Here is a 12,753-nt window from a genome sequence, read left to right on the forward strand (position 1 = left end):
CTTCGCGCCGAGCGTGCACTCACGGCGGGATTTCGGCGATTTTTTCGCCGTGTTTTCACGTTCGGCGCGGGTCCTCGGGCGCCTGGGCGCCCTCCAGCGCTACCGCGCGCGCGAGCCGCGCATAGCGCAACTCGAGATCCTTGAACCGCATGTAGGTGCTCAGCGTGGTGAAGCTGAAAGCCATGATCAGCGCGTAGAGCATCAGATCGGTCCCGCGGCGCACCCCGAACCAGTGCGCGACCACGGTGGTGTCGTCGGGCCGCAGCACCGCGTAGACCCCACCCAGCACGAACAGGATGTAGCCGACCTTCACCCAGGCCCGGGATCGCGCATTTCGGCGCGACCGCAGCAGGTAGACCAGCAGCGCGACGATCGAGGAGATCAGCAGCACCTGAATCCAGTTCATCTCGGAATCCTCCCTCGCAGAAACCCGTCGAAGATGATGTTGACGCCGTTGAGCAGCGGCTGCCCCTTCGACTTCGAGTACTCGGTGTAGAGCACCTCGACCGGCAATTCGGCTACGCGCCAATGGTTTTCGGCGATCAACATGACGAACTCGTTGGCATGGCTCATGCCACTCATGGTGAGGTTCAGCCCGTCGGCCACCGTCTTGTTGAACACCCGCAGCCCATTGTTGGTGTCGGTCAAGCCCAGCCGGCGCCCGCGCCTGCTCAGCCGCGCCGCGGTCCGCAGCACGATGCGCTTGACGAATGGCGGCCGGCTGCCCTGGGGCGCGGCGAACCGCGTTCCGATGACGACGTCGACGTCACCCGTGCGCAGCCGCTCGACCATCGCCGCCACGTCCTTGACGCGGTGCTGGCCGTCGGCATCGAAGGTGGCGAAGACCCCTGCGCCCGGCTGAGCGCGGGCGTACTCGACGCCGGTCTGGATGGCCGCCCCCTGCCCCAGGTTGATCGGGTGGCGCACCAAATGCGCCCCGGCCCGCCTGGCGATTTCGCCGGTGTCGTCGGCGCTGCCGTCGTCCACGCACACGACGTTGTCAAAAACCGAGCGCACATCGGCTATCACCTCACCGATGACAGCGGCTTCGTTGAAGGCGGGAATGACGATCCAGACGCCGGAGTAATCCGTTTCGATGCTCATCAGGTTAGCCAGGATCAGCCGGCTAGGCGCCCGGCGCGCCCCAACGCCACCAGATGGACGCCGATTCCCGCCAACGGGCCACACAGCAAGCCGACCACGGTGCGGGTCTCCAGCGGCAGCGGCAACAGCAGCAGCAGTCCCGCCGCCGCCGTGGCACCGACCCACCCCAGCGAGTACGCCCGGTGCAGCGCGGCCGCCACGGTGGCGGCTCCGGTCAGCGTCAGCATCGCGATCGCCACCGCGGCTGCCGTCAGCCACGCCAGTAGCGCGCTGCCGGCGTCGTACTGCGGGCCGAACGCGACCCGCAGCAGCCACGGCCCCAGCACGCCCGCGGCCAGTACCCCGATCGCGCCGATGCCGCCGATGATCGCCGCCGGCACGACGAGCGCCCGAAGCCGCTCGGTGCGCTCGTCGACGAAATGAGCAATCAGGTTGCCTTGCATGGCGGTCAGCGGCACCAGCAGCGGCGCCCGGGTCAGCGTCACCGCCAGAATGATCACTCCGCCTTGTGCCCCAAGCTCATTCGACGTCAGCTTCAGCAACACCGGGAACCCCATCACCAGAATCGCGCTGGCACCGGCCGCGGTGATGGAATGGGCGGCGCCCCGCAGGAACGTCGCGGTGCTGCCCGGCGTCAGCATGCGGGCCGTCGCGCGTGCGGCGGGCGAAGCCACCAGCATGATCAGCCACGCCACCGAGCCGGCGACGGTGGCCCATAGGAATCCGCCCAGGCCCCAGCCGATGACGAACGTCGCCGCCGCGACCGTGACGCGGATGACCGCGTCGGTCACCATCAGCGCCCCGTAGTGGGTCCACTGGTCGGTGCCGGCGAGCATGCCCAGCAGGGTGGCGTGCAGGCAAAAACCGGCGAGGCCGACGCTGAGCAGCACGACCGACAGCCAGCGCGCCTCGACGAAGACCCGGCCGCTCCACAGCAGCGAGCTCCCGGCGATCACGACGGCGGCGGCCACGCCGACCATCGCGGCGACGCGCAGCGGATGGGTGCGCGCTCCGCCCGGGTCGGGCAGCACGTCGATGTAGCGCGTCGAGCGGACTTCGCGGGTGGTTTCCTGCAGCAGGCCGTTGGCGGCGCCGGAGACCAGCCCGAACGCCCCCCAGAACACCCCGAAAACGGAGAAGCCGCTCGGCGCCAGGTCGCGGGCGGCCAGGTAGATCACCGCATAGCCGCACAGCGCGGTGAGCGCGGTTGCGGTGCCGACCCGGGCCATGCTGCCGCGCGCGATCGGCCCGGCTCCAGTGGAGGCTTGGGTACCGCCGACCTCGGGCATCGCCACAATTTGAAAATAGTAAGTGCGCCGGTGCCGGCGGCTGGCGGCGGCAATCGGCTTCGCTAGTGTGGGCGGCTGTCAGGAAGGACCCATGGCCGCCTTTCGCATCTTCGGTTTCTCGCTGTTACTCACCGTGGCGGCCCTCGCGCTCGGGTATGCGCACGGCGGCCTCGACGCCCTGTTTCTGTTGCTGGCCCTGGCCGTACTGGAGGTGTCGCTGTCGTTCGACAACGCCATCATCAACGCCGGGATCCTGAAGCGGATGAGCTCGTTTTGGCGCCAGATGTTTCTGACGCTCGGCATCTTGATCGCGGTTTTCGGGATGCGCCTGGTCTTTCCGTTGCTGATCGTCTGGGCGACCGCCGGACTCGACCCGGTGCGCGCGATGAAGCTGGCGCTCAATCCGCCGCCGCACGGGGCGCTGGAATTTCCCGACGGCTCGCCCAGCTACGAAAAGTTGATCATCTCGGCCCACCCGCAGATCGCGGCTTTCGGCGGGATATTCCTGTTGATGCTGTTTCTCGATTTTGTGTTTCACGACCGAGACATCAAGTGGCTCAAGTGGATTGAGATCCCGTTCGCCCGCATCGGGCGGCTCGGGCAGGTGTCGGTGGTGGTGGCCGGCGTTGCGCTGGTCCTCGCCGGCACGCTGTTGACGCACTCGGGCGAGGAGCGTGCGACGGTGCTGACGGCCGGGATGCTGGGCCTGGTCACATATCTGGTCGTCAACGGCCTGAGCCGGGCGTTTCGGCCGTCGAGCGTCGAGACTACGGACGCCAACGCGGCCGGCGCGACCGGCAGGGCCGGACTGATGCTGTTCCTGTATCTCGAGATGCTCGACGCCGCGTTCTCGTTCGACGGCGTCACCGGCGCGTTCGCGATCACCTCGGACCCGATCGTGATCGCGCTCGGCCTCGGGCTGGTGGGCTCGATGTTCGTCCGGTCGATCACCATTTACCTGGTCCACCAGGAAACGCTGGACCGTTACGTCTACCTGGAACACGGCGCGCATTGGGCGATCGGTGTGCTCGCGGTCGTCATGCTGTTTTCCATCGAGCCGCGCTTCCAGATCCACGAAGTCATCACCGCGTCGGTGGGCGTCGTCTTCATCGGGGCGGCGTTGGGCTGGAGCGTGTTGCGCAATCGGCGGATCGCCAGGGCCGCCGCGGCGACGGCTTAGGCCTCGATCTGCCCGGCGATGCGGCGTTCGATGGCGGCGCGCGCCGGGGCCGGCAGCACGATCAGGCCGTCGAGTTCCTTGCTCGCCCGCGCGTAGGCGCTCTGCCGTTCCTCACGCGTGGCGGCCTCGTCCTGCGCCAGGTCCAGCAGGTGCTGGGCGCGCGCCAGCCGCTGCTGTTCGTCCTCGGAGAAGTCGCTGCGCCGTCGCCGAATCGCCTCGGCCTCGGCGATCTCGAACGCGCTGATGTATTCGTGGACGGCGTTGCGGTATTCCAGTTGCGCGTCGCGGTCGCCGAGCAGGTCGTCGGGCCGCTCCGGCCGCAGCAGGTCGGCGTGCCGCTTGGCCTTGTGAAACGCGATGGTCAGCGGCGCGCGCATGTCGGTCATCATCGGGAAGTCGAGAAGTTTGGCGATGTCGACCTCGTAGTCCAGCCACCGGGCATCCGTGCGGTCATGTGCCGCAAGGACTTTCGCGAGCGCACGGCGGTCGCTTTCCCCGTCGTCCCGCGCGCGGCCGGACGCCTGGGCCACGGCGATCTTGGCCTGCTGCTTGAGCCGATACCGTTCCAGCCGTCGATCGGCCCGGCGCTCGCTGGCGGCGGCGAGAGCTCGCAGGCCCCCACCGATCGCGCCGCCCAGTGGAAAGACCAACCACCAGAAATTCGCGGCGAAATGCAGAACGGGCGTCACATCGCCAGGATGCCACCGAGAATCGGTGCGCGGTTACGCCCGCAGCGTTAGTGCCCTTCGGCCTTGAACCGCTCCACCGAGCGCTGCACCTCAGCTTCCGCCTCGGCCCGCCCGACCCAGTTGGCCGTCTTGACGTATTTGCCCGGCTCCAGCGCCTTGTATTGGGAGAAGAAGTGCTTGATCACGTCCAGTTCGAAGGACGGAACGTCCGCGATGTCTTGGATCTGGTCCCACCGGTGGTCGCCGGCCGGAACGCACAGCACCTTGTCGTCACCGCCGGCCTCGTCGGTCATCTGGAACATTCCGACCGGCCGCGCCTCGACCGTCACGCCTGGGAACAGCGGCTCGGGCAGCAGCACCAGCGCGTCCAGCGGGTCGCCGTCCTCGCCGAGGGTGTCCTCGATGAAGCCGTAGTCGGTCGGGTAGACCATCGACGTGTAGAGGTAGCGGTCCAGACGGACCCGTCCCGTCTCGTGATCGACCTCGTATTTGTTCCGCTGGCCTTTCGGGATCTCGATGATCACGTCGAATTGCACCGTCTCGGCTCCTTGAGTCTGGGTAGGTCAGTGCGTTGCGGATCCACCCTAGTCGAGCGGAATGCGGCCGATTCGGCAGAATGGGACCAGACAGTCAGGAGAGTGATGGGTCCTACTCGCTGGCGGAAATCCACCCCTGTGTTAATCGGGTTGGCCGTGCTGGCGTTTGTCGCCGCGGTGGTGGCGGCGGCGACGTTCTTCACCACGGGTGGGCACGGCGGCAGCGGCGCGCGGGTTGCGGTACCGCCGCCGCGGCCGCCCGTCGTCAAGCCGGGCATGGTCCCGGTCAGCGACTCGGCCGAAACACCCACCGTCCCCGGGGTGGCGGCCGCGCTGGCGCCGGTGGCGGGCGATCCGAACCTGGGCAGGTTGGGCGGCCGCATCACCGACGCGATGACCGGCAAAGAGCTATGGCAGGTGGCCGACGACGTGCCGTTCGTCCCGGCGTCCACGAACAAGGTGCTGACCGCGGCCGCCGCGTTGCTGACGCTGGATCGGCAGGCCCGGATCAGCACCCGGGTGGTCGCCGGCGGCCCGAACGCCCAGGGGCCCATCGTGCTCGTCGGTGCCGGGGATCCGACGCTGTCGGCGGCGCCGCCGGACGTCCCCACCTGGTACCGGGGCTCGCCACGCCTCAGCGACCTGGTCGAGCAGATCCGCCGCAGCGGGGTGACACCGACGGCCGTGCAGGTGGACACCTCGGCGTTCACCGGGCCGACGATGGCGCAGGGCTGGGATCCCTCGGATGTCGACAACGGTGACATCGCGCCGATCGAATCGGTGATGATCGACGCCGGGCGCATCCAGCCCAGCACGGTCAATTCGCGGCGGTCGCGAACCCCCGCGCTCGATGCCGGACGGGAGCTGGCCAAGGCCCTCGGCCTGGATCCGGGCGCGGTGACGATCGGCACGGCGCCGTCCGGCGCGCGGCAGCTGGCCGTGGTGCAGTCCGCGCCGTTGGTCCAGCGCCTGTCGGAGATGATGGACCACTCCGACAACGTGCTGGCCGAATGCATCGGCCGCGAGGTGGCCGCCGCGATCAACCGGCCGCGCAGCTTTGCCGGCGCGGTCGACGCGATCACCAACCGGTTGAGCACCGGGCACATCGACACCACCGGGGCAGCGCTGATGGATTCCAGCGGGCTATCGGTCGACGACCGGTTGACGGCCAAGACGCTCGACGGCACGGTGCAGGCGGCCGCGGGTCCGGATCAGCCGGCGTTGCGGGCGCTGCTGGATCTGCTTCCGATCGCCGGCGGCAGCGGGACGTTGGCCGACCGTTTCCTCGACACGGCCACCAACCAGGGGCCGGCCGGCTGGCTGCGGGCCAAGACCGGTTCGTTGACCGCCATCAACGCGTTGGTCGGCGTCCTCACCGACCGCAGCGGCCGGGTGCTGACTTTCGCGTTTCTGTCCAATGCCGCCGGCCCCAACGGCCGCAACGTGATGGATGCGCTGGCGAGCAAGCTGTGGACATGCGGGTGCACATGAGCCCGCCGTCCGATCTGACCCTCGGCACCGCCGTCGATTGGCGCTTCGCGGCCACCGTCGGAGTTCGGCTGGCCCGCCCGGGCCCGCCGTCCAGCGACTACACCCGCCGTCAGGCCATCGACGAGCTCACGGTCGCGGCCGCGAAAGCCGAGCCGCCGGTGCGCGACGTCACCGGCCTGGTGACCAACGGCGCGGTGCCCGCGGCGCGGATCGTCGACCGGCCCGAGTGGGTTCGGGCGGCCGCAGAGTCGATGCGCGTGATGACGAATGGGAGCGAAAAGCCGCGCGGATTCCTCACCGGCCGGATCACCGGGGCGCAGACGGGAGCCGTGCTGGCGTTCGTGTCGTCCGGGATCCTCGGCCAGTACGACCCATTCGCCACTAATAACGGGGCCAAAGAGGGCTGCCTGCTGCTGGTGTATCCGAACGTCATCGCCGTCGAGCGGCAGCTGCGGGTCGAGCCCACCGACTTCCGGTTGTGGGTGTGCCTGCACGAGGTGACCCACCGGGTTCAGTTCACCGCCAATCCCTGGCTGTCCGAATACATGTCGCAGGCGCTGGGGTTGCTGACCCGCGACGCCGGCGAAGACGTCGGGCAGGTGATCAACCGGCTCGCCGACTTCGTGCGCAACCGCGGCGCCGCGGAACCGGACGCCAGCTCGTCGGGGATCCTCGGCCTGGTGCGCGCCGTCCAGTCCGAGCCCCAGCGCCAGGCCCTGGATCAACTGCTGGTCCTCGGCACGCTGCTGGAAGGCCACGCCGACCACGTGATGGATGCCGTCGGACCGATGGTGGTGCCGTCGGTGGCAACCATCCGCCGTCGATTCGACGAGCGTCGCCACCGCAAGCAACCACCGTTGCAGCGGCTGCTGCGCGCCCTGCTGGGCCTCGACGCCAAACTCAGCCAATACACCCGCGGCAAGGCGTTCGTCGACCATGTGGTGGGCAAGGTCGGGATGGAGCGGTTCAACACCATCTGGTCGGGCGCCGACACGCTGCCGTTGCCCGCCGAGATCGAAGATCCCCAGCGATGGATCGACAGGGTGCTGTAGGGCAGCTGCGCGCGGCTGTCGAGGATTTCGTCAGGGCCCATCCGGTCACCCAATGGGGGGTCGCGCTGTCCGGCGGTCCGGACTCGCTGGCGCTCATCGCCGTGGCGGCCCAGTTGCGACCCACGACGGCGCTGATCGTGGATCACGGCCTGCAGTCCGAGTCGGCAGCCGTCGCCGAAACCGCACGGGCGCAAGCGGTTTCGCTGGGATGTGTTGACGCACAGGTGCTTTGCGTGACGGTGGGGAACGACGGCGGTCCGGAGGCGGCCGCGCGCGCCGCCCGCTACGCCGCGTTGGCGGCCTACCGCGACGGGCCGGTGCTGCTGGCGCACACGCTCGACGATCAAGCCGAAACGGTGCTGCTGGGCCTGGGTCGCGGTTCCGGGCCGCGCTCGATCGCCGGTATGCGTGCCTACGATCCGCCGTGGGGCCGGCCGCTGCTGGGGGTGCGGCGGGCCGTGACGCACGCCGCCTGCCAGGAGCTGGGCCTGACCGCGTGGCAGGACCCGCACAACACCGACCGCCGCTTCACCCGAACCCGGCTGCGCCTCGAGGTGCTGCCACTGCTGGAGGAGGTGCTGGGCGGCGGGGTGGCCGAGGCGCTGGCCCGCACCGCGACGGCTTTGCGCGCGGACACCGAGTTGATCGATGCCCTTGCCGCGCAGGCGTTGCCAGGTGTCACGGCGGGCGCCGGGCTGCACGCCCCGGCCCTGGCCGCGCTGCCCGATCCGGTTCGACGGCGGGTGATCCGCGGCTGGCTGCTGAGTGGCGGAGCAACGGGGTTGACGGACAAGCAGATCAGGGGCGTGGACACGCTGGTCACCGCCTGGCGGGGGCAGGGCGGGGTGGCCGTCGGGTCGCCGTTGCGCGGTGAGCGGTTGATCGCCGGACGGCACGACGGCGTCCTGACGCTGCGACGCGAGCCTGTGTAAATCGGCACTGGCGTTGGTTGTTCGCCCGTCGGCGTGGCACGCTGTGGGCGTGGCCCAGATCTCCTCGGCGATCACCCCCGCGCAGCCGGTAGACCTGTATCCGGGGGATATCAAGTCTGTGCTGCTCACCGCCGAGCAGATTCAGGCCCGCATCGGCGAACTGGGCGAGCAAATCGGCAGCGAATACCGCGACGTCGCCGCGCAGACCGGCCAGGATCTGCTGTTGATCACGGTGCTCAAGGGCGCGGTGATCTTCGTCACCGATTTGGCCCGCGCTATTCCGGTGCCGACGCAGTTCGAATTCATGGCCGTCAGCTCCTACGGCTCCTCGACTTCGTCGTCGGGGGTCGTGCGGATCCTCAAGGACCTGGATCGCGACATCAACGATCGCGACGTGCTGATCGTGGAGGACGTCGTCGACTCCGGTCTGACTTTGTCGTGGCTCTCGCGGAACCTCACCACCCGCCATCCGCGCTCGCTTCGGGTGTGCACGCTGCTGCGTAAGCCCGACGCGATGCACGCCAACGTCGACATCGCCTACGTCGGCTTCGACATTCCCAACGAGTTCGTGGTGGGTTACGGGCTGGATTACGACGAGCGCTACCGCGACCTGTCGTATATCGGGACGCTGGATCCCCGCGTCTACCAGTAGCGCCTTAGTCGAGCTCCCACACCGCGGTTACCGAGAAGCTGACGGTCTGCTGGCCGGGCTCTAGCGGGACCGCGGCCATGCTGCGAGGTGGCGCCGGCGGTCCGCCCGGCGTGGGTGCGCCGCCCGTCGCCTCCGAAATCGACAGCACCCTGCCCAGCCGCAGCCCCGACAATTGCGCGTACTGGTCGGCGCGGTTCTTGGCGTCGTTGAAAGCCCGTGCGCGAGCGTCCTTTACCAGTTGCGAGTCGTCAGCGATGGAGTAACTCACCGAGCTGATCCGCGTCGCGTCGCCGCCGGTGTTCACGATCAACGCGAGCATTCGGGACGCGGCGTCGGTCGGGTGGATCTTGACCCGGATCGCGTTGGTGGCGCGGTAGCCGGTGATCGTCGCGGTGCCACTGCCGTATTGGGGCTCGAGGTTCACCGTCGTGGTGCTGATGTCCTTGCGGTCGAGCCCGGCGCCTACCAGCGCGTTGATGACCGCTTGCTGACGGTCGTTGGTCTGGTTCATCGCGACGGTGACGTCGGTCGCGGTGAATTCGATGCCAACGTCGGCCGTCAAGGTGTCCGGGACGCCTTGAACTTGCCCCGATCCCAAAACGGTTACTTGACGCGGATTTGCGCCCGGCGCGGGCGCCGAATTGTGCTTGTCGCACGCCGACAGAGTGGCGACGGCCAATCCGGCGGCAAGCACAGCGATGGACCGGCGGACAAACCTCGGGGCGCTTCTTGCGATCGACATGTGTGGACACTAGCGCAGGCGATCGGGGCAAAGGATAGCCTGTACCGCGGCAACTGCGCAGAAATTCATATGTAACTCCAATCATATTGGTTCACAACATCTTTCACATAAGAACCCAATGCTGCAGCACATTCACGCAGCTAAGTGAACAGTCATCGACTCCGCAATGAATTGGCACCGCTGGAGCTGTCATATCCGGGCGCGGATGACTTAGCGTCCTGAAAGCCGTTGAACCGAAGCGTTTTTGAGGAGAAAGCATGTCTTTTGTCGTCACGCATTCCGACGTAATGGCCGCGGCCGCCGCGGAACTGCACACGATCAATGCCGCGGTGCGGGCCGGAAACGCGGCCGCGGCAGCCCCGACCATCGGGGTGTCTCCCGCCGCGGCGGATGTGGTGTCGATGCTGACCGCTGCGCAGTTCGCCTCGCACGGACGGCTCTATCAGGAGATCAGCGCCCAGGCCGCGACGCTGCGCGAGCAGTTGGCCGGCACGCTCGGCATCAGCGCCGCTTCGTATGCGGCGACCGAGGCGGCCAACACCGCCACGGTGGCGTGACCGAGGGGGACTCATGCTGGATTTCGCGCAGCTGCCGCCGGAGATCAATTCGGCGCTGATGTATTCCGGGCCCGGCTCGACGCCGCTGCTGGCGGCCGCGGCGGCCTGGGATGGACTCGCCACCGACCTGCAGGCCACCGCGTCCGCCTACGGGTCGCTGATCGCCGGCCTGACCGACGGACCATGGCACGGTCCGGCAGCGGCGTCCATGGCCGCCGCGGCCGCGCCCCACGTCGCGTGGCTGCACGGCACCGCCGGACGGGCGGAACGGGCCGGGGCCCAGGCCGTTATGGCGGCCGCCGCCTACGAGGCGGCATTCGCCCAAACGGTGCCTCCACCGGTGATCGCGGCCAACCGGGCGCTGTTGATGGCCTTGCTCGCGACCAACTTCCTCGGCCAGAACACCGCGGCGATCGCGGCCACCGAGGCGCACTACGCCGAGATGTGGGCTCAGGATGCGGCCGCGATGTACGGCTATGCCGGTGCGTCGGCGGCGGCGTCGACGTTGCCGCCGTTCAACCCCGCGGCGCCCACGACCAACCCGGCCGGGCCGGCCAGCCAAGCCGCCGCGGTCGCCCAAGCGGTCGCGGGCGCCACCGGCGCCGACGGGGCCCAGGCGATCCCCACCGCGCTGCGGGGCCTCGCCGGGTTTTCACCGACGTCGCTTGTCGAGTTCACTCCCACCCCCAACGGCGACGGGATCGTCGTCGGCGGCGTGCTCGGCGATGTGCTGGAGGGGTTGACCGGATCGGCGACGCTGGATGCCAGCACGCCGTTCGACACGTTTATCCGATTGATTTCTCCCACAAGGCTTTTCACCACCGCGTTCAAGGACATCCAGGGCCTCGCCCAGGCCATGATGCCTCAGGCCGCGAAGGCGGCGGAGGGCGCCGCGAAGGCCGTCGAGACGTTGCCGCGTGCGGTTTCGGGCGCCGTGGGCGGTGCTGCGGCAGCGGTGGGCAAGGCCGCGTCGATAGGGGGACTGTCGGTTCCGGCGTCCTGGGCCGGTGCGGCCCCGGCGGCGAACCCCGTGACGGTAGGCCTCAACGGCCTCGGAGCCGCCGCGGCCGCCGAACCGGCCACGAACACGTTGGGCGGGTTGCCCGTGGTGGGCGCCGGGGGAGGGCGGGGCCTGGCCCACCTTGCGCCGCCCCGATACGGATTCAAGCCGACCGTGATGGCGCAATCGCCCGTGGGCGGTTAGAGCTCGTTACCTACTCGCGGGGAGTGTCCGGCGTCGGAAACTGCAACACCCGGCGTCGAGTGGTGTCCTGAAACGGGCCCACGGAGCTCGGGTCGGCTAAGGCCCCGCGCACGTCTTCCAGCGTGACGAGGCCGAGTTCGACCTGTAGCCAGGTGGCGCTCAGTCCGAACGCGTGGGCCGCGCGCCTGGCCTCCTCGGCGTCCGGGAAGTCGTCGGCGTTTGCCCGTCCCGCCTCGCCGTACCACCGCCCCTTGGTGACGCCGCAGGCGTCGCGCAACTGCTCGACCGTGATGTCGCGGTTCAGCGTCGCCTCGAGGAGGCGCCTCAACTCCCAGCCGTCAGCGTTCGTCCGTGGCATCCGACAAGCGTAACCAGATGCCGAAAGCCGGTCAAACGATCCTGACCTGGGATGTCGAGACCGGAAAAAAGAATTTGTAGTCCAGAACTAGACATTTATTCCAGTTTTATGAAAAAGTGTCCCCAGTTCGTCCACAAAACGCACCACCGGTTCCCGCCAGAAGGAGAAAGCCCCATGTCGTTTGTGATCACACTGCCGGAGCAGCTGAGCGCTGCCGCGGGTCGGCTACAGGCGATTGGCGCGGCCGTCAGCGCGGCCAATGCGGCCGCGGCGTTTCCGACCACCGGAGTGGTGCCCGCCGCAGCCGACGCGGTGTCGGCGATGACCGCGGCACGCTTCGCCGGTTACGGCCAGATGTATCAGGCAATCGGCGCGCAGGCCGGCGTGATCCACGAACAGTTCGTCCAGACCTTGGGAGTCAGCGCCAACGCGTACGCGGACACCGACGCGATCAACGCGATGCAGGTCGCGGGTGGCCATGCGGTCACCGGGGCGCCGGCACGCATGGTTCCCGCAACGCCCGCACGCGTGCCGACCGGCCCCGCCCGCGTCGCGCCCGCACGTATGCCCGCTGGGCCGGCCGCACCCGCCCGCACGGTTCCCGCTGCGCCTGGTCGGGTACCTGCCGCGCCCACACGCGTTGCCCCAGCTGCGCCGGCAGCGGTGGCGCCTGCGACGGGAGGTGCCTACGGAGGTTATTACGGCGCGCCCCGTGGCGGCGGCTGGGGCGGTAACTACAACTACGGGGCGCCGCGTGGCGGTGGCTGGGGCGGTAACTACACCCCGCACGGCGGCGGTTGGGGCGGTAACTACACCCCGCACGGCGGTTACGCTGCTCCGCACGGCGGCGGCTGGGGTGGTCACCCGGCGCCCACCGCGCCCGCGCCCGCCCATCCCGGCGGGACCGACAGGCCGCCGACCGAAGTGGCCTGGCCCAGGGCGGCCGACGGCATCAACCGTGCCGGCA

Annotated in this window: 15 protein-coding genes; 8 read left to right on the plus strand and 7 right to left on the minus strand. The window is 68.9% G+C overall.

Annotation, left to right across the window (positions count from 1 at the left end):
- Nucleotides 1-55: 55 nt before the first annotated feature.
- Genes A5744_RS07820 through A5744_RS07830 form a run of 3 tightly spaced genes read right to left on the minus strand, consistent with a single transcriptional unit; the run spans nucleotide 56 to nucleotide 2,393 of the window.
- Nucleotides 56-406: a DUF2304 domain-containing protein gene (locus tag A5744_RS07820; protein ID WP_076059827.1), complete on the minus strand. Its 351-nt coding sequence runs from the start codon at nucleotides 404-406 to the stop codon at nucleotides 56-58.
- Nucleotides 403-1,116, minus strand: a complete 714-nt coding sequence (locus tag A5744_RS07825; protein ID WP_170874448.1) for a glycosyltransferase family 2 protein — start codon at nucleotides 1,114-1,116, stop codon at nucleotides 403-405. The genes A5744_RS07820 and A5744_RS07825 overlap by 4 nt, the downstream gene beginning before the upstream one ends.
- Nucleotides 1,117-1,118: 2 nt before the next feature.
- The gene (locus tag A5744_RS07830; RefSeq protein ID WP_139331281.1) at nucleotides 1,119-2,393 is read right to left on the minus strand and encodes a hypothetical protein; all 1,275 of its coding nucleotides are present in this window, start codon (nucleotides 2,391-2,393) and stop codon (nucleotides 1,119-1,121) included.
- Between the two features lie 91 nt (nucleotides 2,394-2,484).
- Between A5744_RS07830 and A5744_RS07835 the strand changes: the two genes are divergently transcribed.
- A complete protein-coding gene (locus A5744_RS07835) occupies nucleotides 2,485-3,573 on the plus strand; it encodes a DUF475 domain-containing protein (RefSeq protein ID WP_076059831.1) in 1,089 nt (362 codons plus the stop codon).
- On the opposite strand, the gene A5744_RS07840 is transcribed toward A5744_RS07835, so the two are convergent.
- Nucleotides 3,570-4,262: a hypothetical protein gene (locus A5744_RS07840; protein WP_076059833.1), complete on the minus strand. Its 693-nt coding sequence runs from the start codon at nucleotides 4,260-4,262 to the stop codon at nucleotides 3,570-3,572. The genes A5744_RS07835 and A5744_RS07840 overlap by 4 nt on opposite strands.
- Nucleotides 4,263-4,309: 47 nt before the next feature.
- Entirely contained in the window at nucleotides 4,310-4,798 is a 489-nt protein-coding gene (locus A5744_RS07845) for an inorganic diphosphatase (protein WP_076059835.1), read from the minus strand.
- Between the two features lie 105 nt (nucleotides 4,799-4,903).
- Between A5744_RS07845 and dacB the strand changes: the two genes are divergently transcribed.
- Genes dacB through hpt form a run of 4 tightly spaced genes read left to right on the plus strand, consistent with a single transcriptional unit; the run spans nucleotide 4,904 to nucleotide 8,925 of the window.
- Nucleotides 4,904-6,289, plus strand: a complete 1,386-nt coding sequence (gene dacB, locus A5744_RS07850) for a D-alanyl-D-alanine carboxypeptidase/D-alanyl-D-alanine-endopeptidase (protein ID WP_076059837.1) — start codon at nucleotides 4,904-4,906, stop codon at nucleotides 6,287-6,289.
- Entirely contained in the window at nucleotides 6,286-7,341 is a 1,056-nt protein-coding gene (locus A5744_RS07855; RefSeq protein WP_076059879.1) for a zinc-dependent metalloprotease, read from the plus strand. The genes dacB and A5744_RS07855 overlap by 4 nt, the downstream gene beginning before the upstream one ends.
- On the plus strand, nucleotides 7,320-8,273 hold the full coding sequence (tilS, locus tag A5744_RS07860) for a tRNA lysidine(34) synthetase TilS (protein WP_076059838.1): 954 nt from the start codon (nucleotides 7,320-7,322) through the stop codon (nucleotides 8,271-8,273). Before A5744_RS07855 ends, tilS begins: the two co-directional genes overlap by 22 nt.
- 43 nt (nucleotides 8,274-8,316) lie before the next feature.
- A complete protein-coding gene (gene hpt / locus A5744_RS07865) occupies nucleotides 8,317-8,925 on the plus strand; it encodes a hypoxanthine phosphoribosyltransferase (protein ID WP_076059840.1) in 609 nt (202 codons plus the stop codon).
- A 4-nt stretch (nucleotides 8,926-8,929) separates the two neighbouring features.
- On the opposite strand, the gene A5744_RS07870 is transcribed toward hpt, so the two are convergent.
- Complete coding sequence (locus tag A5744_RS07870; RefSeq protein WP_076059842.1) at nucleotides 8,930-9,667, minus strand: SIMPL domain-containing protein; 738 nt, start codon at nucleotides 9,665-9,667, stop codon at nucleotides 8,930-8,932.
- Nucleotides 9,668-9,924: 257 nt separating this feature from the next.
- On the opposite strand from A5744_RS07870, the gene A5744_RS07875 reads away from it, so the two are divergent.
- Nucleotides 9,925-10,224 (plus strand): PE family protein, encoded by a 300-nt coding sequence (locus A5744_RS07875; protein ID WP_076059844.1) that lies wholly within the window; start codon nucleotides 9,925-9,927, stop codon nucleotides 10,222-10,224.
- Between the two features lie 13 nt (nucleotides 10,225-10,237).
- Nucleotides 10,238-11,428, plus strand: coding sequence for a PPE family protein (locus A5744_RS07880; RefSeq protein WP_076059846.1), 1,191 nt, complete (start codon nucleotides 10,238-10,240; stop codon nucleotides 11,426-11,428).
- A 10-nt stretch (nucleotides 11,429-11,438) separates the two neighbouring features.
- On the opposite strand, the gene A5744_RS07885 is transcribed toward A5744_RS07880, so the two are convergent.
- Nucleotides 11,439-11,786 (minus strand): hypothetical protein, encoded by a 348-nt coding sequence (locus A5744_RS07885; RefSeq protein WP_076059847.1) that lies wholly within the window; start codon nucleotides 11,784-11,786, stop codon nucleotides 11,439-11,441.
- Nucleotides 11,787-11,960: 174 nt separating this feature from the next.
- On the opposite strand from A5744_RS07885, the gene A5744_RS25215 reads away from it, so the two are divergent.
- Nucleotides 11,961-12,753 (plus strand): PE family protein (locus tag A5744_RS25215; RefSeq protein WP_205866296.1); only part of this gene is annotated, 793 nt, incomplete at its 3' end.

The sequence above is a fragment of the Mycobacterium sp. IS-1264 genome (genome assembly GCF_001954195.1).
Taxonomy (GTDB): domain Bacteria; phylum Actinomycetota; class Actinomycetes; order Mycobacteriales; family Mycobacteriaceae; genus Mycobacterium.